At 55.8% G+C, this 23226-nt stretch carries 19 protein-coding genes; 8 read left to right on the plus strand and 11 right to left on the minus strand.

Translation table 11 applies throughout. From position 1 onward, the window contains the following. The first annotated feature begins 502 nt into the window (after nucleotides 1–502). From AC6T8Q_RS05715 to recJ, 3 genes are all read left to right on the plus strand, one after another. Nucleotides 503–1660: a hypothetical protein gene (locus AC6T8Q_RS05715; protein WP_500678154.1), complete on the plus strand. Its 1158-nt coding sequence runs from the start codon at nucleotides 503–505 to the stop codon at nucleotides 1658–1660. Nucleotides 1661–1892: 232 nt separating this feature from the next. Beyond that, the gene (rpmG, locus tag AC6T8Q_RS05720; RefSeq protein ID WP_496919503.1) at nucleotides 1893–2069 is read left to right on the plus strand and encodes a 50S ribosomal protein L33; all 177 of its coding nucleotides are present in this window, start codon (nucleotides 1893–1895) and stop codon (nucleotides 2067–2069) included. A 97-nt stretch (nucleotides 2070–2166) separates the two neighbouring features. Beyond that, on the plus strand, nucleotides 2167–3906 hold the full coding sequence (recJ, locus tag AC6T8Q_RS05725; protein WP_500678155.1) for a single-stranded-DNA-specific exonuclease RecJ: 1740 nt from the start codon (nucleotides 2167–2169) through the stop codon (nucleotides 3904–3906). Nucleotides 3907–3955: 49 nt separating this feature from the next. Here the strand turns inward: recJ and ilvE are convergent, their stop codons facing one another. The 4 genes from ilvE to lysS all read right to left on the minus strand — a co-directional run bounded on the left by ilvE (nucleotide 3956) and on the right by lysS (nucleotide 9116). Then, complete coding sequence (gene ilvE / locus AC6T8Q_RS05730) at nucleotides 3956–4813, minus strand: branched-chain-amino-acid transaminase (protein ID WP_500678156.1); 858 nt, start codon at nucleotides 4811–4813, stop codon at nucleotides 3956–3958. Nucleotides 4814–5020: 207 nt separating this feature from the next. Continuing rightward, nucleotides 5021–5791 carry an ABC transporter ATP-binding protein gene (locus AC6T8Q_RS05735; protein WP_500678157.1) on the minus strand — a complete coding sequence of 257 codons (771 nt, stop codon included), beginning with the start codon at nucleotides 5789–5791 and terminating at the stop codon, nucleotides 5021–5023. Then, the gene (locus AC6T8Q_RS05740) at nucleotides 5784–7301 is read right to left on the minus strand and encodes an ABC transporter permease (RefSeq protein ID WP_500678158.1); all 1518 of its coding nucleotides are present in this window, start codon (nucleotides 7299–7301) and stop codon (nucleotides 5784–5786) included. The genes AC6T8Q_RS05735 and AC6T8Q_RS05740 overlap by 8 nt, the downstream gene beginning before the upstream one ends. A 237-nt stretch (nucleotides 7302–7538) precedes the next feature. Further along, nucleotides 7539–9116: a lysine--tRNA ligase gene (gene lysS, locus AC6T8Q_RS05745; RefSeq protein WP_500678159.1), complete on the minus strand. Its 1578-nt coding sequence runs from the start codon at nucleotides 9114–9116 to the stop codon at nucleotides 7539–7541. 332 nt (nucleotides 9117–9448) lie between these two features. Between lysS and AC6T8Q_RS05750 the strand changes: the two genes are divergently transcribed. Then, on the plus strand, nucleotides 9449–10504 hold the full coding sequence (locus AC6T8Q_RS05750; RefSeq protein ID WP_500678160.1) for a substrate-binding domain-containing protein: 1056 nt from the start codon (nucleotides 9449–9451) through the stop codon (nucleotides 10502–10504). Here the strand turns inward: AC6T8Q_RS05750 and AC6T8Q_RS05755 are convergent. Next, entirely contained in the window at nucleotides 10501–10899 is a 399-nt protein-coding gene (locus tag AC6T8Q_RS05755; RefSeq protein ID WP_500678161.1) for a hypothetical protein, read from the minus strand. The genes AC6T8Q_RS05750 and AC6T8Q_RS05755 overlap by 4 nt on opposite strands. A gap of 40 nt (nucleotides 10900–10939) precedes the next feature. After that, entirely contained in the window at nucleotides 10940–13270 is a 2331-nt protein-coding gene (locus AC6T8Q_RS05760; RefSeq protein WP_500678162.1) for a COG1361 family protein, read from the minus strand. Between the two features lie 413 nt (nucleotides 13271–13683). Here AC6T8Q_RS05760 and AC6T8Q_RS05765 point away from each other — a divergent pair, with 413 nt between their 5' ends. Further along, entirely contained in the window at nucleotides 13684–15141 is a 1458-nt protein-coding gene (locus tag AC6T8Q_RS05765; protein ID WP_500678163.1) for a DUF1598 domain-containing protein, read from the plus strand. Here the strand turns inward: AC6T8Q_RS05765 and AC6T8Q_RS05770 are convergent. The 4 genes from AC6T8Q_RS05770 to AC6T8Q_RS05785 are packed head-to-tail and all read right to left on the minus strand — an operon-like array spanning nucleotide 15138 to nucleotide 18539. Then, on the minus strand, nucleotides 15138–16505 hold the full coding sequence (locus AC6T8Q_RS05770; protein WP_500678164.1) for a glycerate kinase type-2 family protein: 1368 nt from the start codon (nucleotides 16503–16505) through the stop codon (nucleotides 15138–15140). The two genes, AC6T8Q_RS05765 and AC6T8Q_RS05770, sit on opposite strands and share 4 nt — an antisense overlap. Further along, nucleotides 16502–17257: a hypothetical protein gene (locus AC6T8Q_RS05775; protein WP_500678165.1), complete on the minus strand. Its 756-nt coding sequence runs from the start codon at nucleotides 17255–17257 to the stop codon at nucleotides 16502–16504. Before AC6T8Q_RS05775 ends, AC6T8Q_RS05770 begins: the two co-directional genes overlap by 4 nt. After that, a complete protein-coding gene (locus tag AC6T8Q_RS05780) occupies nucleotides 17215–17787 on the minus strand; it encodes a hypothetical protein (RefSeq protein ID WP_500678166.1) in 573 nt (190 codons plus the stop codon). Before AC6T8Q_RS05780 ends, AC6T8Q_RS05775 begins: the two co-directional genes overlap by 43 nt. Nucleotides 17788–17795: 8 nt before the next feature. Beyond that, nucleotides 17796–18539: a hypothetical protein gene (locus tag AC6T8Q_RS05785; protein WP_500678167.1), complete on the minus strand. Its 744-nt coding sequence runs from the start codon at nucleotides 18537–18539 to the stop codon at nucleotides 17796–17798. A 129-nt stretch (nucleotides 18540–18668) separates the two neighbouring features. On the opposite strand from AC6T8Q_RS05785, the gene AC6T8Q_RS05790 reads away from it, so the two are divergent. Beyond that, nucleotides 18669–18905: a winged helix-turn-helix domain-containing protein gene (locus AC6T8Q_RS05790; protein ID WP_500678168.1), complete on the plus strand. Its 237-nt coding sequence runs from the start codon at nucleotides 18669–18671 to the stop codon at nucleotides 18903–18905. Nucleotides 18906–18966: 61 nt separating this feature from the next. Next, nucleotides 18967–19746, plus strand: coding sequence for a molybdate ABC transporter substrate-binding protein (gene modA, locus AC6T8Q_RS05795; protein ID WP_500678169.1), 780 nt, complete (start codon nucleotides 18967–18969; stop codon nucleotides 19744–19746). Here modA and AC6T8Q_RS05800 read toward each other — a convergent pair whose 3' ends face one another. Continuing rightward, on the minus strand, nucleotides 19747–22359 hold the full coding sequence (locus AC6T8Q_RS05800) for a hypothetical protein (protein ID WP_500678170.1): 2613 nt from the start codon (nucleotides 22357–22359) through the stop codon (nucleotides 19747–19749). A 456-nt stretch (nucleotides 22360–22815) separates the two neighbouring features. On the opposite strand from AC6T8Q_RS05800, the gene AC6T8Q_RS05805 reads away from it, so the two are divergent. Further along, nucleotides 22816–23103, plus strand: coding sequence for a transcriptional regulator (locus AC6T8Q_RS05805; protein WP_496919487.1), 288 nt, complete (start codon nucleotides 22816–22818; stop codon nucleotides 23101–23103). Nucleotides 23104–23226: the final 123 nt, after the last annotated feature.

The raw sequence follows: 23226 nt of genomic DNA on the forward strand, positions 1-23226 counted from the left end.
GCCCCTAATACGGCACATCAGGGCGCAGGGATTCTCTGTTTCAAATTTAGGTCGCCTGACTGCCAGAGATCGCGAAAATGCGCGAGTGAGGCATGAAATTGCCGTAAATGCGTGAGGCAATCCTCGGCATAATTCAACGGCATATTTCGCACGACCGTTAGGATCCCACTGGGTGGCTTGTCTACGAGCAAGTTGATGCTGGCAGCGGCAAAAAAGCGGGTGCACCAATGGTCAACCCTACGCGACAGCAAGACCTTGCCAGACGCGTAAAAAGTAATGATCACCGAGACCTGAGCGATGATTCCAAATTGATCATGAAGATGTTATTTGCCACAAACGAATTTTGAGAAATTACTTTTGTGATTGGTCCGCCACCGCCATACAATGAGCGGCACTGAATTCGCGGCCGACTAGCTCACCGCGACACGATCTGATGGAAGCGACCTGTTGGCAAACGTCGCGTGTGGGTAATGATCAATCTTCTCGAACCGGGGAATACAGAATGTTTCGTAATGCTCTGCAGAAGCGTCTTAGTTTTGAATCATTAGAAGAAAAAGTCCCGCTCGCCGCGGACTTGACCGTAGAGGTCGTGAACGGTGATCTTGTGATCACCGGCGATGCCAATCCCAATTCCTTCATACTTGAACCCGGCGATGGAGGAGGGCAATACCGCATCTTGAATCGTGGCCCTTTGGGTGACACGATCAACGGCGACACGAATCAAATTTTGTTCGTCAATGGCGTGACTCGCGATGTGATCATCAATCTGGGTGGTGGCGACGATGTTGCTCGCATTTATGGCTTTCCCCAGATCGATAACAGCCGCGATCTGAATCTACCACGCGATTTGATCATCAATGCGGGCGCGGATAACGATCAGATTTTCATCGGAATTACCGAAGACTATGATTTTGGAATGACCAATTCCGGCCCGGTGAACATCGGCCGCGATCTCACCATCAATGGTGGATCCGGCGATGAAATCGTCTGGACGACCGACATGGCCATCGGAGACGATTTGACCTTGGTGGATACCAGCGGGAACATTGATTTCCAAAATCTTGATGGTCTTTTGTTCTTTGAAGGCGATCGGACTTACGTTGCCGATGATGTGAGCGTAACGACTGGTTCCGGAAACGATATCGCTGGCGTAGTCGATATGGTCATCGGCGGCGACGTGACGATGTCGCTAGGTGGCGGCGACGATTACGGTGCGGTGTTCGTTGCCGAAGTGGGTGGCAACGTCGCCATGAGCCTTGGTGCCGGTAACAACACCACTCAAGTGGAAAGTGCCGTCATTGGCGGCAGCGTGGGTGTAATTGCCGGTGGTACCAATAATGTTAGTGTTTTGGGTGTTGAGGCAGATACGATTACTGTGCTCACCGGCGGTGGGGATGATTTCGTCCTCTTTGCCACCGTGGATACGAGTATCGCTATTATTGCCACCTTCGGCGGCACCGACCGCGTGGAACTCGTTGATGCGGCCTTTGATCTGCTGACGGTCGAATTGGGTGCCGGTAACGATGCCTTGGCCCTCACCGATGTCGAAGTGAGCTTGTTGTCCATTCTGAGCGGCGGCCGCGGCACTGACGGCTTGGAAGACAATGGTGGCAATGATCTCGGGTTTCTCTTAGATCTCGGTTTCGAGGTTTTGAGCTGAACTGATATTTAAGATGCAAATAATTCAAAAGGCCTTGGGGGGACTGTCTCTCAGGGCCTTTTGTTTTTGCCCAAATTCCGCACATTTCAGAGTCTCCCGGTCGCCTTTGCCCGTGATTTCACCACTGGAAGAATCCGGCCAAAAATCTTACAATCTGTAGTTTCGCATCGACTCGACCACCTCGGCTCTACGAGGCGGGTCGCAATCCTGAACGATTATTTGAGCATTTAAGATGGCTAAGAAAACTGGCAAGCGCAAGAAAAAAGTGGAAACCGTCTTCCTCGTTTGCGAAGAAACGGGCGATTACAACTACACGATCCGCCGCAAATTGGGTGGCGAAAAGTTGAAGCTCAAGAAATATTCGCCTCGTCTGCGCCGGCATACCGTGCATAACGAAAAGAAGAAATAAGCTCGGTTTGTTAGAGTTAAAGGCTTGTCATCCTGCGGAGCCGCCTTAACTTAGCGATAATCACCGACAGATTTCCATCTTACAGGTTCACGGACGAATGCCCAAACGCTGGCGCATAGCGACTCATGATGCTCACGAGGTCGCGATGTTGGAACGCGCGGCGGGTATCTCCAATGTGGTTGCCAGGCTGCTTGTCACACGTGGCATTACCGATCCCCAGCTCGCGCGACAATTTGTCGACCCCAAACTCAACGGACTGCGCGAGCCGGCTGAACTTCCTGGCGCCACACGCGCGGCCGAGATTATCTACGCCGCCGTCGAAGCTAAGCAGCGGATCACGATCTACGGCGATTACGATGCCGACGGCATGACCGCCACGGCCATTTTGTTACGCTGCTTGAAGCTACTCCATGCCGAGGTCGATTTCTACATACCGCATCGGATCGAGGAAGGCTACAGCCTCAACGCTGAGGCCATCGAGAAAATTGCCGCGCAAGGCACCAAGCTGGTCATCACCGTGGATTGCGGGGTCGCAAGCGTGGCCGAGGCGAAGCGTGCTCGCGACTTGGGGCTGACCCTTGTAATTACGGACCATCATCAGCTCGCCGCGGAATTGCCTCCAGCGGCGGCAATTGTGCATCCTGGTTTGCCGCACGATCCGTATCCATTCCCGGGCCTTTGTGGCGCTGCTGTGGCGTTTAAAGTCGCTTGGGCTATTTGCCAACAAGCCAGCAACGGTCAAAAGGTCACCGATCGCCTGAAGAATTTTTTGCTGCAAGCCGTCGGACTCGCGGCGATTGGCACCGTGGCCGATGTCGTGCCGCTCGTTGATGAGAATCGTATTCTGGTACGTTACGGTCTCGGCTGCTTGAGATCGCAGCCGACGGTTGGCATCGCCGCCTTGATGCGCTGCACTAAACTGGACGAAAAACAACGGCTCGAATGCGATGATTTAGGCTACACGATTGGGCCACGGCTAAACGCGGCCGGTCGTCTTGGGCAGGCGGAATTGGCGCTCGAATTGCTAACCACCGAAAACCAGCAACGCGCCGATACGATTGCCCAGTACATGGAAGAAATGAACGTGCAGCGCCAATCGATGGAACGCACCATGTCGCGTTCCGCCTTGAAGCAAGCTCGCGATTTTGGCGATCCCGAACAAGCCACGGCGTTAGTTCTTGCCGACCACGAATGGCATGCGGGCGTAATCGGCATCGTAGCCGGTCGCCTTGCGGAGAAGTTCAATTGCCCGGTGGTGATGATTGCTAACGATCCGCTGGGAATTAAACCTGGACTAGGATCGGCTCGAAGCATTCCGGGCTTTAATCTGCACGAAGCACTCGCTGAATGCGGCCACTTACTTGAAAGCCATGGGGGCCATGCCGCGGCGGCTGGGCTCCGGGTGACGCCCCAAAATCTGGCTGCTTTCCGCCAAGAGTTCTGCCGCGTCGCCACCGAAAAGCTGTGCAATGCCGAGCGCTGTGTGGAATTGCAAGTCGACGCCGAGGCATCGCTGCAAATGCTCACCCGGCAGATCGTTGAACAGATCGAGAATCTGGCTCCCTTCGGGCATGGCAATTCGCGGCCACTCTTTTGTGCTAGCGACGTACGACTTTCCGGCGGATTGAAGCGGATGGGTTCCACCGGTAAGCATCTCTCGATGATGTTCGATCAGTACGGAGTGAAAATGCGGGCCGTGGCCTTTGGTGGCGGCGACTGGGAAGAAGAACTCGCCCGCGTGGATGGACCGATGTCGATTGCGTTTCGCCCCGTGATTAATCATTTCCGCGGTCGCTCGTCGGTCGAAATTCACTTGGCCGACTGGCGCGTGGAATAACACCCGCATTTAGCCGGGTCATCCTGGCCCGGACTTGGCCCCGGGCAAATCACGACCGCGCGTACTTATGAAATCGCTCTTTCAAATCGAGCGTCACGGGTCCCGGCTTGCCAGTACCAATCGATCGATCATCCACTTTCACGACCGGGATCACTTCCGCGGCAGTCCCCGTGAGAAAACACTCATCGGCCACGTAAACATCGTGCTTGGTAAGTGCAATTTCTTTCACTTCGATGCCCGCGGCGATAGCAAGCTCAATCACGGCCTCGCGCGTGATACCCCCCAGGATGCCCGCATCATACGGAGGTGTGTAAATCACACCATCACGGACTAGGAAAATATTATCGCCCGTGCATTCGGCGACTTCGCCTTTATGGTTGAGCATCAAAGCTTCCACGCAGCCCGCTTTCAAGCCTTCCAGCTTGGCGAGAATATTGTTGAGATAGTTGAGCGATTTGATCCGTGGACTGAGCGCTGCCGGATGATTGCGAATCGTGCTGGTCGTGATAATCTCCAGACCGTTTTCGTACATCTCTTTCGGATATAGCGCGATCGCATCAGCGATGATAATGATTTGAGGGTTACTACAACGGTTGGGATCGAGCCCCAGAGTCCCTGCTCCGCGCGTCACGACCGCACGGATGTAGCAATCAGTGAGATTGTTTTTCTTGACCGTGGCATTGATCGCTTCGCACATCTCGGCTTGCGACAGGGGGATCTCCAGGCAAATCGCGTGGGCCGATTCATACAACCGCCGCACGTGCTGCTCCAGATGGAAGACCTTGCCACTGTAGCTCCGCAGTCCTTCAAAAACGCCATCGCCATAGAGCAACCCATGGTCGAACACACTGATCTTGGCATCTTCCGAGGCAAAGTACTTGCCATTGATATAGATTTGTCGCGACATAATTTCTCTTTATTAAATGTTCACCCAGAGCTGAGAATTCTGGTCATCCTGAGAGAGGCTTGCCGACCGAAGGATCTTGATTGCCACTTTACGAAGCTCGATTCTTCAGTCGCTAAGGCTCCATCAGAATGACGGAATATTCACTCAACTCGGCGATCTCCGCGCCTCTGCGTGAGACAATAGACCCACAGGACGTTCCAAAGTTCGCTAAGCCCGCTGGATTCGGCCTTCGACGAGCCGCACGATGCGATCAGCCTGCTCGGCGATCCAAGGATCGTGCGTCACCATGACTATAGTGAGCTTCTCCCGTTGGTTCAACTCACGCAGAATCTCCATGATTTGCTCGCCCGTCGAGCGGTCCAAATTCCCCGTCGGTTCGTCGGCCAGCAGCACCTTGGGATGGGAAAGCAGGGCCCGGGCAATCGCCGTGCGTTGCATCTCGCCACCGGAGAGTTCACGGGGCTTATGCTTGGCCCGGGCGCTAATACCGACCCTCTCCAACAATTCTTCCGCACGCCGCCGATACGAGCCACGCCGCGCCCAATAGCCGAGCACTCCCTCAGCAATCAGGGCCGGTGCCAGGACATTCTCCAGTGCGGTCAGTTCGGGCAGCAAATGATAGAACTGAAAGATCATGCCAAAGTGCTTATTGCGAAGGAGATCGCGGCTGGCACTCGGCAGATTATCGATGCGATGACCTTCGAAATGAACTTCGCCCGCGTCGGGTTTGTCGAGTGTTCCCAACAAATGCAACAGCGTGCTTTTGCCGCAGCCACTGGAACCCACTATCGCCAGGAACTCGCCTTCATAGATCGAAAGATCGATTCCCTGAAGCACGGGAATGCCAAACGAGCCTTTTTGGTAACTCTTGAACAATCCACGCGTAGCGAGTTGCACGGGGGATGTCTCCGGCTGCATGGCAAGCGCAGAACTTCCTGCGACGCGCGGTCCGGCAAAGGGATTCTGAATGTTACTCATAACGCAAGGCCCTCACCGGATGAAGGTTGGCGGCACGCCGCGCGGGAAGCACACTGGCCAAAACGGCAATCGCGATTGCTCCCAAGCAAATCCACATGACGGTGAACGGCTCGACAATCGTGGGAATCTTATAGAAGTAATACACCGACGGATCGAAAACAGGCTGGCCAGTGATGCGGCCTAACAAATCGGCGATCTCGTTGATGTTGGCAACAAACAGCAGGCCGAGAATCATCCCCACGCCCGAGCCGACAATCCCCAGGCTCAGTCCGTAGCCGAGGAAAATTCCCATCACACCACTGCCCGAGGCACCAAGCGATTTGAGAATGCCGATGTCTCGAGTTTTTTCGACGACGATCATGTAAAAGATCGCCAGAATGCCAAATCCCGCGACGGCAATGATCATGAACAGCAGCACGTTGAGCACGGCCGTCTCCATATTGACTGCAGCCAACAACGGGCCTTGCTTATCCCGCCAGGTGCTCACCATATACAACTGCGCCGGAAATTCGTTCCGTAGCTTATCGCGGATGGCCTCAGCATTCGCCCCAGGCTGCAATTTAATCTGAATCGAGGTGAATTTGCCGATGCCCGTCTCGGGATCGATCATCCCCCGGCTACGCTGCAATTCTCGCAAAGGAACAAACACGAAACTGGCGTCGTATTCGCTCATCTTGCTCTCGTAGAAATCAACGATCGTATAAAACTCGCTAATCGCTTCGGGAGGCAGCGACGCCTTGGGAAAACTCACCCGCACGTCGTCGCCGGGCAGCGCGACAAAATGGTCGCTCCCGTCAGCGGCACGGAAACCGCACACGCCGATGCCCAGCACAACCCCCACGTGTTGCTCCGTGGCCATGTCGAAATCACGGCCTTGAGGCTCTTCACCGTTGGGGTCTTGTTGAGCAAAGGGGTTCGCCGACTGATCGGTCGTGGGGCTGGTAGAAACCAACTCGCGCTGCTTTTTGAGCATCGCTTTTTGCTGCCGGTATTTCCAACCGGCTTGCTCCATTTGAACGCGCGGTTTTTGCTCGCTCTTCTCGGGAATTTGGTGATCGTAGATGTCGTAACCATTGTTCCGCAAGGCAAATTCAAGATGCTCGCGGTTCTCAGGATGTTGCAAATACTGTCCAAATGCACTCACAGTGGAATAAGTTTTCTCGTCGATGCCAACGAGCGTGATTTGCCGAGTCAGCAGTTGCTGGTTGATGTCGATATACATGAGTGCCGGCACATGAACCGTCGGCGACATCCCGATGATATCGTCACCAGCCACTTCGCGAATCTTGCGCATGTGGGCTTCGGCGTCGGCCACGCCATCCATGGAGTGGCTCTCAAAAATGAGATCACCCAGCATGCCGTTGATGCGTGCTTGCATCTCGTGAGTAAACCCCGCCATGACGCTGTTGACCACAATCATCGTGGCCACCCCGAGCATGACGCTCACAATGCAGACGAGCGCAATGTAACGCGTGCGTAGATAACGCCAGCAAAGCATTAGTTTGTACATGACCCATCCTTGGGCAAAATGTTCACCATGGAGACACTGAGAGCACAGAGAAAGCCCGTGTCATTCTGATCGGCCGAATTGCATAACTTCTGGCACGACGAGAAGAATCTAGTGTCAACTCTTTCACGTTTACTATGCGTGTTGGTATGGCCAGCTAGATCCTTCAGTCGCCTAGGCTCCTTCAGGATGACATCATATTCTCCGTGTCCTCTGTGTCTCCGTGGTAAATTCTTGTAGTTATTTAGCTTCCGGTCTCAGCAGCGGGAATAAAATCACGTCGCGGATCGTTTGTGTGTTCGTGAGCAACATCACCAACCGATCGATTCCAATTCCCAAACCGCCCGCGGGGGGCATCCCGTGCCGTAGTGCCCGCACAAAATCCGTATCCATCTTGGCCATCGAATCTTCTTCGCTCATGCCGGCCAGTTGCGTCCGGAACAATTCTTCCTGCAAATCAGGATCATTGAGCTCGGTGTAAGCGTTCGCTACTTCCATGCCGTGGATAAACAGCTCAAACCGCTCGGCAATCGCTGGATTGTCGCGCTTTCGCTTCGTGAGCGGGCAAATGCTCGCCGGATAATCCATGACAAAGATGGGGCCAATCAGCGCGTCTTCGACTTTCTCCTCGAACACGTCGCTCTTGATCACATCAGGATGCCGGCCTTCAGTCTCGATTTGCAACGACTTTGCCAAGGCCGCGATCGCCTCTTCGTCGGCAGCGTTAATGCCGGTCGCTTCTTCAAACAACTCTGCATAAGTCCTGCGTTGGAAGGGAGGGGTGAAATCAATTTCCAGCTCACCCCATTGCAGCTTGTTGGGCTGGCCGGTGGCCTTGATCGCATTGCAAATGCATTGCTCGGTCAGGTCCATCATTGCCCGGTAGTCGCCGTAGGCTTGATAAACTTCGAGCATCGTGAATTCAGGGTTGTGCTTGGGGCTGATCCCTTCGTTGCGATACACCCGGCCCAATTCATATACGCGTTCGATGCCACCGACCATCAACCGCTTGAGATGCAATTCCAACGCGATCCGTAACGTGAGATCGATATCAAGTGTATTGTGATGCGTCATAAAGGGCCGTGCCGCGGCACCGCCTGCAATCGAATGCAACGTCGGGCCTTCGACTTCCACAAAACCTTGCCCATTGAGCGTTTCGCGAATCGATCGCACGATCTTGGTGCGATTCAGGAATCGCTCCAGAACGCCTTCGGTGTACGTGAGGTCCAAATACCGCTGCCGCTGGCGAAGTTCAACGTCTTGCAGTCCGCCATGCTTGTCGGGGGGAGTTTCGATGCTTTTGGTAAGAAAGTGAACCCGTTCCGCCGCGATCGAGAGTTCGCCCGTGTTGGAACGAACCAGCTCGCCATCGACGCCAATGATGTCGCCCAAGTCCAGCAGCTCGACGATCTTCCAATCGTCGCCCACTTGTTGCTGCCCGACCATCAATTGCAACTGTCCGGTCATGTCGCGAATATCGATGAAGTGCAGCTTCCCCTTGTCGCGGTGCAGCACGATTCGTCCCGCCGCGCGCACCCGCGGGCCGACGATCTTCCCTTTGCCTTGGTCCGCCTTCCATTGGCGGAAATTAAAGTCTGGGCCAGCCGAATCGAAGTCCGGGAGCGGCACGCTCGTGCCGTCTTCGAGTTCGTATTTAATAGTGCCCGCCAGCGCGCGAATTTCGCCAATCGGCAAACGATCGTCAAACCTGCCCCCCCAAGGATCGATCCCCAACGCAACAAGCTTGGCCATTTTCTCGCGGCGGACGGCTTCGAGCGTGGAGGGTGAGGAGGGTTGATCTTCGGCGGGTTCGTTCATCAATACAGTCATCAAATCGGTCTGCGCGCAGGGAAATCCATGGATTCGTTAAGAGAGGTAAAATTCTAGTGGATAGGAAAAGCTGGTCAACGCCAGCCCTTTGTTAGGACCCATTCAGACTGATAGCGGTTCTATTTTACCTGATTTCAGCCTTAGTTCTGCTATCTCACCAACCTGCATCCTCGCCAATTGCATACGTCATCTCGCCACGCTATAAGGAAGTGGTACAGGCGAAGGGTAAGCACTTTTCTGCATTTTTTCGATTGATTGCGGCATATCTGGCGGAGCGAATACTCCACGTGATAGCTGCCTTTTCTGGGCGGAGGTGAGCCGTGTCTGGTGATTCAACCAAACTGTGGGTCCTGGGTGTCATTGCTATCGTCGGGGCGCTTGCTTACCGGGCCACCGTGTTTCGCGCGACCCCTGCCGATCCCCCGGCGCGAATTCTATTCATCTCAGGCGGTGAAAGCCCGTATTGGCAGGCTTCGATAGCCGGTGCCAAAGCCGCCGCGCAGGCCCATAACGTCAATCTCAAGGTCGAGATCCCCGCTAAGACCGAAGATCTCGACGCCCAAATGATGTTGCTGCGCAAACTCGACCCCAACAAATATGACGGCGTTGCCTTGAGCCCGCTCGACCCCGAACGGCAAACGCATCAACTCAACGACATCGCGCGGGAATTCAAAGTTGTGACTTACGATTCGGATGCCCCGCTGTCAGAACGGCATAACCACGTGGGGACCAGCAACTTTTCGGCCGGCAGATCCTGTGCTCGGCTCGTGAGCGAAGCGTTGCCCGAAGGAGGCAAAGTCGCAGTCATCATGGCTAACAATACCAAGGCCAACATGATTGAACGTCGCGCCGGTTTTGCGGAGCGAATCGGGCAACTCACGAAAGACACCGAAGAGGGCAATAAGAGTTCGCGATTCGTTGTGGTGGGATATTTTGAAGATAACGGCAACGACGAAACGTGTGCCCAAGTGACTCGTGACATCCTTGCTCAAGAACCCGAATTGGGTTGCATCTTAGCGCTCAATGCTTATCAAGCGCCCGTGCTGCTCAAAGTGCTAAACGAAATGGGAAAGCTCGATCAGATCAAGCTCGTCACTTTTGACGCGGTTGACGAAACTTTGCAGGGAATCGAAGAGGGTCACATCTACGCCACGATTGCGCAGGATCCCTACAATTATGGGTTTGAAGCCGTCAGTATGTTGGCCGATCTCTGTCGCGGTGAAGAAACGAGCATGCCGATTGTCGGTCGCGGCTCGGTTTACAGTGGCGTCGAAGCGATCAAGCAAGACAATCTTGCTTCCTATCGCAAGCGCTTAGAAGCTCGCCAAGCGAGTGCCGACCGCAAGGCGTCAAAGAAGCAGGCGAAAGCTGGTTAGTCCCGTGTTGTCAGCAGCCAAAGGCCCAGTTGACTCGTTTCAGCCAAATCGACCGTCGTTTGCAGCTTTCCTGTTGTCAGCCGCACGACGATGCGTTGCGCCGTGCTTTCGAGCAGTTGATAGTCGCCACTCATTTCGCGTGACACGTTTCCACGGTCATTGGTGAGCGGGCCTTCGTAATCGAGATAGGCCAAGCGATGATCGGCGAGTCGCATGGCGGAAACTATTGTATTGGGTGAACTCTTAAGTTGCGGCAAAACTGCTTTCCACCCAGCAGGGAGTTCGCGCAGCTCCCAGGTCCACAGGACTTCACCAGCTTCAAGCATGAAATCCCAATGGCTTGGTTTCTCGTAACCGGGCGGGCATTCGTGATAGAGTAATACAAAGCGTGGCATGCCTTCGTTCGTAGGCGATTCGCTTAACTGACGCAAGCGGTTAGAACCCCACAATTTCGACTTGCTCAGTTTTCTGAATCCCCTGCGGGCTCTTGCTGCTCACGGCTTCGGCGACCACGTTGACAATTCCCGCCCGCAGCACCGATGTGGTTACCGTGAAGCTGAGCCGTTCATTGGGCCGAATCTCCGCCACCGGATTAAAACGCAGTTCATTTCCCACGAGTTGTGCTGCCACGGTTGATTGTAACGTCGCCATGTCGGGCACTAATTCCGGCGGGAAGATCACGCGGAGTTGAATCGCTTCGTCTGGCGTTGCCGACCCGTTTTCAAGAAAAAACTGGTAAGTCGCTCGACTGCCGACGATCGGTTTTTTGTTGTACGGCGAAATCGAGAGTCGCACTCCCGTGGGGTTTGCTCCGGCGGGGGGCACAACATCGGCAGGCCCGCCGACGCCCGGCGCACGGCTTTCCAAAATCTCGATGCAATGCTCGTCCGCGCTGGGAATGACCCCGACGCCCGGGCCACCTTCTGCCGTCACAGAAGCCAAGCTGCACGCGCGTTGCTTTGGAGCCTGGCAAGTGCAATCCACTTCAATCCTCTTCGTCTCGCCGGCATTGAGCACTGGCAATCGCCAGAGGAAACGCGACCGGTTGTCCGGATTACGGATCACTTCATAACCTTGCGTGCGTGGTTTGGCCAGCAAAGCGGAATCGTATTCATCCAAAACTTCGACGTTTGTCAGTGGCACTTCACCCGTGTTCTTGACCGACAACGTAAACAGTGTCGTTTCGCCCACGGTGCTTTGCCGCGGCCCGTCTTTGCGAACTTCCATGCCGGCCTGCTTACCAAGTTCCGCTTGGGGAACATTGATGCACGCCCGCTTCGCCGTCTCGGCACCTTCTGCACTGCGTACCGTCAGATCGTGACAGAGATTGCCGGCTCGGGTGATTGTGAAGGTGATGAACTCCTTGTGGGATTGCCCGGGTGCGAGGATCGTCGATATGCCTTTTTCAATTTTTTGCGTACCCAGGTTATCACTGGGATGCTTGAAACCTGCATCAAATTCGTCAGTGATGGTTAACCCCGTGGCCGGAGCATCCCCCGTGTTGCGAATGATCACTTCAAAACGGGCTTCGCCGCCGATTTGGCCCGACTCGTTGCCGATGATTTCAACATCAAGGACGGGTCGCGCCGGTCCGCTGGGTTGTGGCTGAGTGGGGGCGGGTGTGACCGGAGCCGGGGTAATGGGCGCCGGCGTTTGTGTGCTGCCAGGAATGGGAGAAGTCGGGATCGTTCCCAAATTATCGGCCGGTGGTAGGTAGCTGTTTCCGCCGTCCCAATTGATCGTCGTCGAACTGTTCGCCACGATTAAACGTGGCATGTTGCCGATGGGCAGTTCCGCAGGGCGCACTAGTTGCAAGCCAATCCGAGTGATCGATCCCGTGCCGCCCGTTGGCATGACGTCGACGCTCGCCCGGCCATCCGTGCCGGTCACCACCTCCAAAATTTGCCCTGAATTTCCGCCGGTGAGAGAACCCGAATTATCCGCCACCTCGTAACGCACAATCCAGCCCGCCAGCGGCGTGCCGTCGCTTTGCCGTCGCACGACGGTGCTCAAGATTTGCGAGGAGCTACTTGAAATCACCGCGGGAGGAAATTCCCACTGCACGTCGACCCAATAGATCACTGCGTTCGCGCGCCGTTGCGGCCAGCCTTCTACGATCGGAGCAACGGCTGTCACCTGGGTTGTTCCTTCAACGGGCGATGTGACACTGGCCCAGGCATGTCCCGGTTCGATTCTTACATCGTCGCTCGTGTCAGGCGTGCCACGATCAATCGTGTGAGCGTGTTTGGCCGTGTAGCTGATACCGTATTGATTGTCGATTTTCTTCCCTTGATTCCACGGCAGAACCGCCGTGGCGAACAAACCCCGCCCGCTCAGCGAAACCAATTCCCCCGCGCTTTCGCGAGCCAACAGCCATTCAATCTTCTGGCACGTCACCAAGAAGTTTTGATCCGTGCAAATGCCCGATTTCAAAATCACTTCCGACCCAACCGGTGCGAGTACACGTTGGGGCGTAATCGTGAGCGTTTCCGGCGGGACTGGCGAAGCCGGAACCGCCAAGCTGGGGGTTCCCGGTGCTCCAGCAGCAGGAACCGCAGGCTGCGGAAAAATGGGATCGGTGAGGACCGGGGCTACCGTTTGATTGCCCGAGGCCAGCACCGGGTTGGCCGCTTGCCGGTTTGGCCAGACGAAACAGCGTTCCCCGGAAGGGTCGATCCGCGGCAGAGACATACAGCCACCGCTCACCAAAGCGCACAGAGCGAGCGCAAGGAGAATCGTCGAGCGTCTTGTTGGCAGACCGCACATGAAAGGCCGTTAGGTTTGTTACGCACCGCGAACCGGCCGGGATGTTCCGGTCGGCGCGCAGATTGACACACTGTTAAAACTTAACGCCTGGGCGAAATCGTGTTGCCGGAAAGCAACATCCCTGTTGACTTTAATCAACATTGCAGGGCCACTTTGGCGGTTCCACGGGACGCAACGGTATGGTGAAATGTGCCGAATTCAACGGAAGAGACCGTGGAAATGGTGGTAAGCCCGTCCGACAGGCAAAAGCTCCTCAAAGGTCTGCAATTCCTTGCTTCCCCGTGCGAGCCGAATTACCATGAAGGTTGGCCCGATTTGCCTGGCCTGCCTGTTTTACACAGGTGGAGCAGATCTATCGCTGGCTAAACACTTTGTTCGGAACAGAATCTTTGACAGTTCAGTTTGAGGTCATCATGAGGTCGTTGATCAGTCCCTTGCGACTCAATTCCTTTCTTTCGTTGATGCTGGCTTTTTGCTTTGCCTGTGTTGTCAGTGTTCCGTTGGCACTTGCGCAGGATGGAGTCGACGGCACGGATGGGACGGATGGGACGGATGGTACAGACACCACGGATGACGAAAACATCATTGCCGGTGGTGTGGCCGTGGATGCCGATGGCGTATTACGACGCCTGACTAAAAACGATACCCAGGGAGTGCTTGCTCGTGAGCGCGCCGCCCAAGCCCTGGCTGCATTAGACGCCGACATCGCCGAGCCCAGCCCCTTGCGAAAGGTTTCGCTCACTCGCTTGGCCAAGCTGATTGAAAAATCAATCGCCGAAGGCCATGGTCCCGACGAAGCGATGAAGCACCTCGCGGGCCTCACGCGCATCAAGTACGCGTTCTATTATCCGGAAACCAAAGACATTGTCATCGCTGGTCCGGCCGAGGGCTGGATGGAAGATCTGGCGGGCCGACCAGTTGGCATCGAATCAGGACAACCTGTTTTGGAACTGCAAGATTTGATCGTCGCTATGCGGACGTTCCCTCCCCAGAAGCAGTCCAAGCCTGTCGTCTACTGCTCGATCGACGCGACCGATGAAGGCCTCGCGCGGATGCAGCAGTTTTTGAGTCAAGTTGGCTCGAACTTCCAAGGTGGCATCGACGAGCAATTCATCGTCGAGGGCTTACGCGAAAGTTTGGGGCTGCAAGTTATCACCGTTGGTGGCGTTCCCGCCACGACGCATTTCGCACAAGTGATGGTCGAAGCCGACTATCGTATGAAACTCATCGGTATTGGTTTGGAGCAGCCCGCGGCGAACATTCGTAGCTACATTTCGCTCGCGAATTTTGCCTCGATGGCCCGGAATGCGATGGTGCGATGGTGGTTCGTGCCCGATTACCAGCGAATCAAAGTTTCGGAAGACGGACTGGCCGCCGAATTCGTGGGTAATGGCGTCAAGCTCGTGGGTGAAGACGAAGTCGTCGCCAAGGATGGTTCACGCCGCGTATCCGGCAGCCAGAACCGCGCCAGCCAGAAATTCACTCAGAACTTCACCGCCAAGTATGGCCAACTCGCCGATCGTGACCCGGTCTATGCTCAGCTGCGTAACTGCATCGACATGCTCGTTGTTGCCGCCTTGATGCAGAAGAACGATTTCTACGGTCAGGCTGGCTGGAATCTCTCAGTATTGGGTGATGAGAAAACTTACCCCGTCGAAACCTACAATGCCCCCAAACAAGTCGCTTCGGCGGTGAACTGCATCTGGAAGGGCTCGCGGCTGGCGACTCCCGTGGGTGGCGGCGTGCAAGTTCGTGCCAACGACGTGCTCAAGACCGACAACTTGCTCGCCGACGAAAAGGGCGAAGTCGATGCCGCTCGCAAATCGGTTTCGATTGCGGATCTTCCGGCCGACAAGTGGTGGTGGGATTAATCCTCGGCTGCTGATTGGCTCACTGTCACCACGCGCAGATCGCACACATTCGTGTGCGTCGGGCCCGTTTTGATGAGTCCGTTCACTTTCTCGAAAAAGTGATACGCGTCATTGCGGGCAAGATAACTATCTACGTCGACTTGAAGTTCTTGAGCCTGTCGGGCAATCTCTTCATCGACAATGGCCCCTGCCGCATCCGTGGGGCCATCTTCGCCATCGGTTCCACCCGACACGAGCCCGATACCTTGCCAGTCGTCCACTTGCGTTAATGCAGCGAGCGCAAGCTGCTGATTACGCCCGCCCAAACCTCGATTGTCTGATTCACATAACTTAACCGTCGGTTCTCCCCCCGAAATCAAGCAATCGGGTCCCACAGTGGTTCGCATCGACTTGGCCATTCCAACTAAATGAGCGGCCACATCTTCCGCCGCACCTTCGGGCTGGGGAGCGGAGATCATCGCATGGCTGTAACCCAGCCGTTCGGCTTCAATCCCCGCCGCGTCGACCGCTGTGGCGTTGTTGCCGATCACGATGTTTGTCACCTGCGGCAGGCCATTTAACGATGGTTGCTGTCGAAACTTCATTTGGCTTCGCAAAAATCTTAACGCCGCTAGCCCGGCAGGGTGATTCTGCAAATCTAAATCTTCCAGAACTTGAATCGCCAACTCCAGTGTCGCTGCCCTTAAGACAGTCGGACCGGAAGCAATTACGGACAGGTCATCCCCCAGCACGTCGGAGAGAATGAGGGAAACGAGATACCCCGCACGACAAGCCCGTACCAAGCCGCCACCTTTCACTTTGCTCAATTCGCGGCGGACGATATTGAGTTGTTGAATGTTTCCACCCCGAGCAGCGATCTCGCGCGTGAGTGCAATCTTGTCCCCCAGGGATAAGCCATCCACAGGGGCTGGCAACAAGGCCGATCCGCCCCCCGAGATCAAGCAGATGCACAGGTCGCGCGGACCCAAGCCTTGCACAAGGCGCAAGATTGCCTGCGTCCCGGCGATTCCCTCTTCGGTGGGTTCATTGATCCCGGCGGGCCTTCCAACGTGCAGATGGATGGCCTGAGTATCCTCCAGGCAATCGGCAGGCACGTTGACCCAACCCGCGACCCGCTTTTGTTCGATCACCTGATTGCCAAGTGCGTTTTCGAGAGCGATGGTCATGCTCGCCCCCGCCTTGCCGGCACCGACGACCACGATCCGTTCAATCGTGCGCAAGTCGAACTCTTCGACGCCGATTTGTAGAACATCTCCTGCGAGATGGACAAAACTGGGTATAAGATTGGCGGGGCGAACCGCTTCCACGCCGGCTCGCCAAATCTGCAGTGCATCGCGCCGCAATGTTTGTCTGTCGCGTTTCACAGCACACGTTCCGCTAACCAGTCGGTGCCTGGACTTGTCGCAGGGGAAACAAAGAGCACCACCTTGCCGTGACGATAGTTTGGACGAAGCCGTTTGCCAAGCGCCACCGCGCCATTCGTGACGAGTTCCTGGCTTTGTAGATTGCGGACTTCATCGACGCCAAACTCCTGCAGACGATTCACTGGATAGACGCCCGAGATATCGAAGTGATCGGTGGCAGCTTTGCCCAGGTAGATCACGCGCCCATCATCGCCGGTGGCCATCAATCCCGTGGCGGCCAATGCCCCAATCACTCCGTCATTCGTGCCGCCCAAACCGCTGAGGTAAATCGAATGTCGCATGGCCAACTCGCGGGCGTCCGCTTGCGTTACTAACTCCGTCTGGCAACGTCGTCCAAAGTCGACGACTTCCCCAGGCACGTTCCCAATCACCAAACACAAGCCGGGGTCGCTCCCCGCGGGGCACCACGCCAACATGAGTCGCTCAATAGCCGTTTCCAAGTCAGCGGCGTCTGCCGCTTCAATACTTTCAAAGGCAATCGCCACACAACCATTGCGCCGAGTACACGGCACACGAGGATCGACGAGCAATTGATGGCGTGTGATAAGTTTGGATTGCCATCGATGGTAAAGTTGCTGAACCAAGTGCCGAGCAAGCTGATTCGTGCCGGGGGCGTCGAGAACGTCAGTATCATCGATGCCGACGGTAATCACGGCAATTTCTCGGAACTGCGGTAACAGAACACGCCACACAACAGTCCCGCCGCGAGCCCGCACAAGGCAAACGACCAAAACGCGCCGTAGGCCACATGCTGAAAGTTCAGTGGATGCCAGCCATCGGCGGACAACCAAGCCACTCCCCAGCGGGTGACAAAAGCGAGCATGTTAGCCACAAGGCCCGCGAATGCAAATCGCAGAATGAAGTGGGGGCCCTTCGCAACCGAGCGTCGCGACCAGTCCATCGCCGGCCCGAGGGCCAACAGCGAAACAAGGGCAGCGGTTTGCAAATGCCCGACACCGAGAACTAAAAACAACGCGGCGGTCGCCAAGGCACTCGCGCCCGCAATGGATCCTGACCAAGGGCGCCGCACGAAGGCCAGCCCACAAGCTAAGGGCAACGCTGCCTTGAGAATCACATGCCCCGGCACGCGAATCGGCGTCGGCAAACAAGCAACGAGCGTCGTTGCAGCCACTCCCGCAATAAACAGAAAGGTAAAATCTCTCACGCGGCCGATATCGGTGAATCGATCTGTCACCCAGATTGAATTTGTCGCGCGTGCCATGCGTGTGATCAACGAAGGCGTGAGGGAAATGACCGAACAACTAGCAATAGCATACCAAATCCGCACAACAGGCCGGAAGCCGGTTCAGGAACTTCGCTGGCACTGAGAATTAACACGGGTCGTCCCGCCGGGGTGCCAAAATTGCGGGAATTGAACAACGCCGCCACGCCGCTATCCCCCGCGCTCAACCGAACGCTCGTTAAACTTCCCGCCAGGGCGTCGCTCTTGAGCCCAACCGAGAGTGATAGCGAATAGGTATTTGTACCGGAAGTTGCTCCGCTGAACGCAAACGAGCCCAGGCTTTCATCGGCTCCCGAAAGAAAAGATGGCAGCGAATCGAATGTGATTCCCTCTGTGCTCGATAACGCGGGAGTTCCATTCCCTTCGACCCATGTGTCATTTTGCATCCAACTCGCCAGGACCTGCCCCGCCGCAGCGGAATTAAAGAGTGGATTACCCGGGTTAGTGGAAGTGAGCTGCAATGTCACCCCGTCGAGCGCCCAGTTGCCGCTACCGAAGGTGGCATCGAAACTCGCTTTCGCTGCCGCTAGGTCGAACTTCAACAGCGATTGAAATTCACCCTTGGGCAGCCCAACCGCCGCGGCACCGAGCGCACCCGCACCGCCATAGTTGTTAGCTGGATTGGCTGAAGTCACAAGCGCATCTTCAATCGGCCCCACATTAAAAGTCACGGCAAAACTTGGTGTGGCGACTAGCAAGCCAGTGAAAATGAACACGATTCGAGCTAACATGGAGAATTCCTGGGTGTATTCAACGGTGAGCCAACCACTCGTTATGTTATTCTGTTTATAGCGGTCTATTTTAGGTGAACTCACTTTCGTGTCAATAGGTGAACTCACTTTCGTGTCAAACAGAGCCGTATGGCCAAACAGCATCAAACCGCCGATTTTTGCCGGAAATGGAACAAGGATTGGGGCGTCGGTATTCGCGTTTCCATCGAAAACCAAGGCCAGTCGGTCCTGAACGAGGCGACCGCCGATCTGTTGGCCGCGGTCGACCGGACTCGCAGTATCAGTGCCGCCGCCCGCGCATTGTCAATTTCGTACCGTCACGCTTGGCTCTTAATCCAACGAGCACGCGGGCGAACCACTCATTGAAACGGCCATCGGCGGCGAGGGTGGTGGCGGATCGCAATTAACGGATTACGGCCACGCGGCATTGGACGTCTATCGGCAAATCCAAGCCAAGCTGCGCACCGCGGCGGCCCAATCGTTGCCCCATGTTTTGAGCAACGTCACCAGCGAGAAAACAGTGCTGCATCTCGCAGCCGCGATCAGCTTGCAAGAAGTCGTGGCTCAGATCGTCAGCGAATATGCGATCGTGCGCCCCACCGTTTCCGTGCGTACGATTTTCGGTGCTTCCAACGAACTGGCGGAACAAATCGAGAACGGCGGTTTAGTCGATCTCTTTATATCGGCAGGCAAGGATCCTGTGGATCGCGTGAACAAGGCAGGGCTCATTCGCCGTGGGTCACGATGCATCGTAGCCAGCAACGGCTTGGCCATCGTGACGACTGCCGGCTCTTCCATCAAAATCAGTAAAGCCAACGACCTAAAGAAACTCAAAGACATCACGCTTGTCGTAGCCGATCCACAGTGCCCTCTGGGACGATACACGCATCAATTCTTGCAAAGCGAAAAACTGAACGACACGCTGAAACCGATGCTTCGCACGGTCGGGAATTCGCGAGCCGTGATCGCCGCTCTTAACGCGGGAACCGCTCAAGTAGGCATCATCTTTAGCAGCGACATCAGCAACGCAACAGGTTTGAAGGTGCTGTTGGAACTGCCAGCAAAGGGCGTGAACGCCAACTACGAAGCTGTCTCACTTTCAAGCACCGACAACCAGGAAGAAACAAAAGGCCTGCTCGACTTCCTGCAATCGGGAAAAGCGATCAACTGTTTCCGTCGCTGCGGATTTGTTGTCACCAAAAAATGATCACTGCCGTGGAATGGCACTTGGCTGGTTGGCCACCGTGCCCGCCGGGGTAAGGGTTCGCACCCGCAGATCGTCCACTTGAGCTTTCCCCAATCCCGAGAGCGCGATCGACACCACCAATTGCGTGTCTGAATCAACGCCGCGCAGAATGCGAAACGACCGCCAGGAAGGAGAATGCGTGATGCGCGTTGCCATTCCCGGCCCGCCGAGCGAATCGATAATCTGCAAGCCATCAACCGTGCCAATGAGTTCCTCAGGGACCCGTGCGACGCCGGTGATCTCGACCAAATCTCCCGTTTTTACCGCGAGGCCCTGCGTGCTGATCCAAACGGGAGCAGTTGGCACGACCGACGTCGGAGCATTAACGTCGAGATTGCGGGCTTCCAGTTCCAAGCAATAAGACCCTTCGTGGGGCATCTCGGGACTCAATCGCACGGCGGAAGTAATCCCCGCGAGCGGAAGTTGCTGATGCCTCCAGCCCGATTGCAGCAGGCCATTGAGATCTTCAAAATTCCCTCCGGCAAGCAGTTCGGCACTTGCCGTGGCTGTCGACAGCAGATTCGCCAATTTGCGTTCTTCAAATAACGTGGCCGTGCTGAACCCCAAAGGAGTCACCATAGTGATCGGAACCCCTGGCCGGTTGCGTAGCACATATTCCGCCTGCGCGAGCACCTGTTCGATGGTGTCGGCCCGGTCGTAAGCCAGCTCGTGATAACCGCTCGCCAAGTTACGATCGCAAGCCGCGAGCTCTTGAATCGACCGCCCAATCAGCGTCCGAAACGCATCGATGCTCTCCGTTCGCTCCGGGCTGTTGGCGATGAGTTGTTCCAGCTGCTGAAGTTGATGAGCCACCACGTCGCGATGCAATCGAGCCGCCCGCCCAGAGATTTGCCGTAGATACTGCGAAACCCGTGTGAACGCTTGGGGGTCGCTCGTCAGCATGATCAGACCATCGACCGGCAGCGATTCGGCCGATACCTTGAGTCCCCCCGTGGTCCGCTCGTGCCGCAGGCGTTTGGCCCCTGCGAGCGTTAGCAAATAAACATCGGTCGATTCCGCCACGCCAGGCACAACAAACGACACCGGGCGATTCATATAGAGCGATTGTTGCGATTGAAAGTTGCGCGACCACGCCACGGGCATGAGCAAATGACTGCGCTCAGCTTGAAACACCATCGCCGAAAGCCCCGGCTCGGAGCTTTGAGCCACTCCAGATACTTTGCCAGTGGCCAGCCAAGGGCTCAGCAATTGCAAACGCAGATTGATGAGTTCCAAATTCCGTGCCCGTTGTTCGGCTGCGGGCGTTTTCTCCATTAGCGACGATTCGGAACTGAACACAAAGTTACGACTTTTGACGCTCATCGCCGCCGCGGTCAATGCTGTGAGTTGCTCATGCGACGCATTCAGCGGCAATGGATCAGCGATGCCGCACAGAGCGGTGACCTGTTGGGCTCGGGCCGAACTTAACTCGGTTTCGATTGTGACCCACAAAGGCGTGCCCGGTCGGGCAATGCGTTGACGTTGTCCCAGCCATGTCACGTAGTCGCGCAAGGTGAGGTCCGTCCCCAGGATTTCGCGGCCCAGCAACAAGGCATCCGCCGTGCGACTCACATCGCGGGAAAGTTGTTCGCAAGTCATCACGGTCGAACGCGATTCGACCGAATCATAGTGCTGGATTTGCCGCTGCAAACGAGCCACGTGCTCCAAATCCTCGCGGGCCAACATCGAGCCAAGATCCCAGGCCAAAACCGAATTCCATTTGGCCGGAATCCCTTCGCGGTCGAGTTGTTCCAAACTTGGCGGCGGACTGATCAGTGAAACTCCAGCTTTGACAGCTTCAGCAAGTTCTTGGTCCGTGGGCTGCCGAGCGAGCCAAACCGTATTGAAGCCCAGGCGACCCAAAAACTCGAAGGACTCGCCCTGCCATCGGATGATTCGATGAATTGCCGCCGCGTCGATAGGTGGTGGGGATCCAGTGGTAGCGGCTTGGGGCACCGTGGGAGACGACTCGTCAGGTATCCCGGGCAACACGGGGCCCTCAAACAGTTGCTCGGTTTCGGCCGTGGCCTGTTGCACTTCGGGATCGACGATGCCGTTCTTCAAAACGCCAAAAAACTCCACTCGATCGACCGCGAGGGTGGTTGTTCCAGGTCCGCCAGGAACCAGAAACACAATTTGCGAAACGTAAGCCTCGCGGGTATCAACCGACTCGGGAGTCTGCAGCCGAGCGACTCGCGCGTGACGCTCTAAAAGTTTGGGCAAGTCCTTGAGCACGATCTTCTCGCTGGCAAGTCCGCGACTAATGTTGCCGCCCTTGAGCAGCAATTCGTAAGGTCGTCCTGTGAGCGGATCCTGACTCCGCGGCAATACCGCCCTGGCCGCGATCTGCACACCCTGGCGATCGCAATGAATCATGGCCGACATCAACAACTCATTGATCACCGGGGCGTTGGGAATACTGAACACCAACTCCGCGCTTTCCCCAGCGGGGCCTTGTAGGCGAATAAGTTCGCCCCCGCGCTTATGATCGATCGATTGCTCCAGCACTTTGAAGTTGCGCTCGTTGAGCAACTTGAGCATCGTTTGCGTGCCATCCATCTCATCACGAAACACGGGCTCGATCGCACGCGCGGGACCGACGAGAAATATGAAAGCGATGAGCAGCGCTGTCCAACGAAAAAATCTCGCGAGACGAATCCCGCTAGATTGCGAAAATAGTCGCCGTGCTCGTTGCATTCGTATAGAATCCGTGTGGAGAGGCCGCCGTCCCCTGCCGACCAACTCCGGTTCTTGCGGGGTGACAGATGTTGAGGGAAATCAACATCACCAAGATGGTTACGAAATCGCTGTAAGTCGAGCTTGTATCAGGAGTTCAGTTCATCCGCCAGTTCACTCCATGGCGGGAATTCAACATCTCGACTCTCCGGGTTAGGCAAGCTGCCAGTCCGTTGCGTATTCGTAAGTCGTTTTATTACAATCGTTTACGTGAACAGAACGATGAGTTCCCCTCGGTTTGGTACGCCCTCTGCTTTACGGCGTGTCAGACCTCACTCATCTTGGAGACTCGACATGAGCAGCATGCAAAACTCTTCTGTGGCCACCATGGACAGCATTCCCGCTGATCTGCAACGTTTGGCCGAATCGATCCACACCCTGTCCCCCGAGATCGCTTCTCAATTGGCCCCGCTCGTCGACGCCGTCGTGGAAAGCACTCGCCGTCGCCGTCGGATTCTGACACTCGTTCAAGATGCCCTCGGGCAACTTCGCTTGGACATGAAATATCTGATGTTCGATCTCGAAGCGACCCGCCGGGAACGCGACGAATATCGCACAAAGCTTGAAGAGTTCGAGAGTTAAGCAGATTTCCAACCGACGCTTTCCCTGGTAGAATAGCTGGAGATTGGCGAGCAGCGTGGACTTGGGCGAGAGCATCTCTCTGTGCGGAACTCCGGGACTTCCCCGGGCGTCTCAAGCGTCGGG

Source organism: Bythopirellula sp. (genome assembly GCF_041737835.1).
Taxonomy (GTDB): Bacteria; Planctomycetota; Planctomycetia; order Pirellulales; family Lacipirellulaceae; genus Bythopirellula.

Coding starts and splice junctions, on each gene's coding strand:
- AC6T8Q_RS05805 (WP_496919487.1), top strand. CDS start 22,816: ATGAGCAGCATGCAAAACTCTTCTGTGGCCACCATGGACAGCATTCCC.
- lysS (WP_500678159.1), bottom strand. CDS start 9,116: ATGAACGAACCCGCCGAAGATCAACCCTCCTCACCCTCCACGCTCGAA.
- recJ (WP_500678155.1), top strand. CDS start 2,167: ATGCCCAAACGCTGGCGCATAGCGACTCATGATGCTCACGAGGTCGCG.
- AC6T8Q_RS05765 (WP_500678163.1), top strand. CDS start 13,684: ATGAGGTCGTTGATCAGTCCCTTGCGACTCAATTCCTTTCTTTCGTTG.
- AC6T8Q_RS05785 (WP_500678167.1), bottom strand. CDS start 18,539: ATGTTAGCTCGAATCGTGTTCATTTTCACTGGCTTGCTAGTCGCCACA.
- AC6T8Q_RS05715 (WP_500678154.1), top strand. CDS start 503: ATGTTTCGTAATGCTCTGCAGAAGCGTCTTAGTTTTGAATCATTAGAA.
- AC6T8Q_RS05780 (WP_500678166.1), bottom strand. CDS start 17,787: ATGGCACGCGCGACAAATTCAATCTGGGTGACAGATCGATTCACCGAT.
- AC6T8Q_RS05735 (WP_500678157.1), bottom strand. CDS start 5,791: ATGAGTAACATTCAGAATCCCTTTGCCGGACCGCGCGTCGCAGGAAGT.
- AC6T8Q_RS05790 (WP_500678168.1), top strand. CDS start 18,669: ATGGCCAAACAGCATCAAACCGCCGATTTTTGCCGGAAATGGAACAAG.
- AC6T8Q_RS05740 (WP_500678158.1), bottom strand. CDS start 7,301: ATGTACAAACTAATGCTTTGCTGGCGTTATCTACGCACGCGTTACATT.
- AC6T8Q_RS05760 (WP_500678162.1), bottom strand. CDS start 13,270: ATGTGCGGTCTGCCAACAAGACGCTCGACGATTCTCCTTGCGCTCGCT.
- ilvE (WP_500678156.1), bottom strand. CDS start 4,813: ATGTCGCGACAAATCTATATCAATGGCAAGTACTTTGCCTCGGAAGAT.
- rpmG (WP_496919503.1), top strand. CDS start 1,893: ATGGCTAAGAAAACTGGCAAGCGCAAGAAAAAAGTGGAAACCGTCTTC.
- AC6T8Q_RS05755 (WP_500678161.1), bottom strand. CDS start 10,899: ATGCCACGCTTTGTATTACTCTATCACGAATGCCCGCCCGGTTACGAG.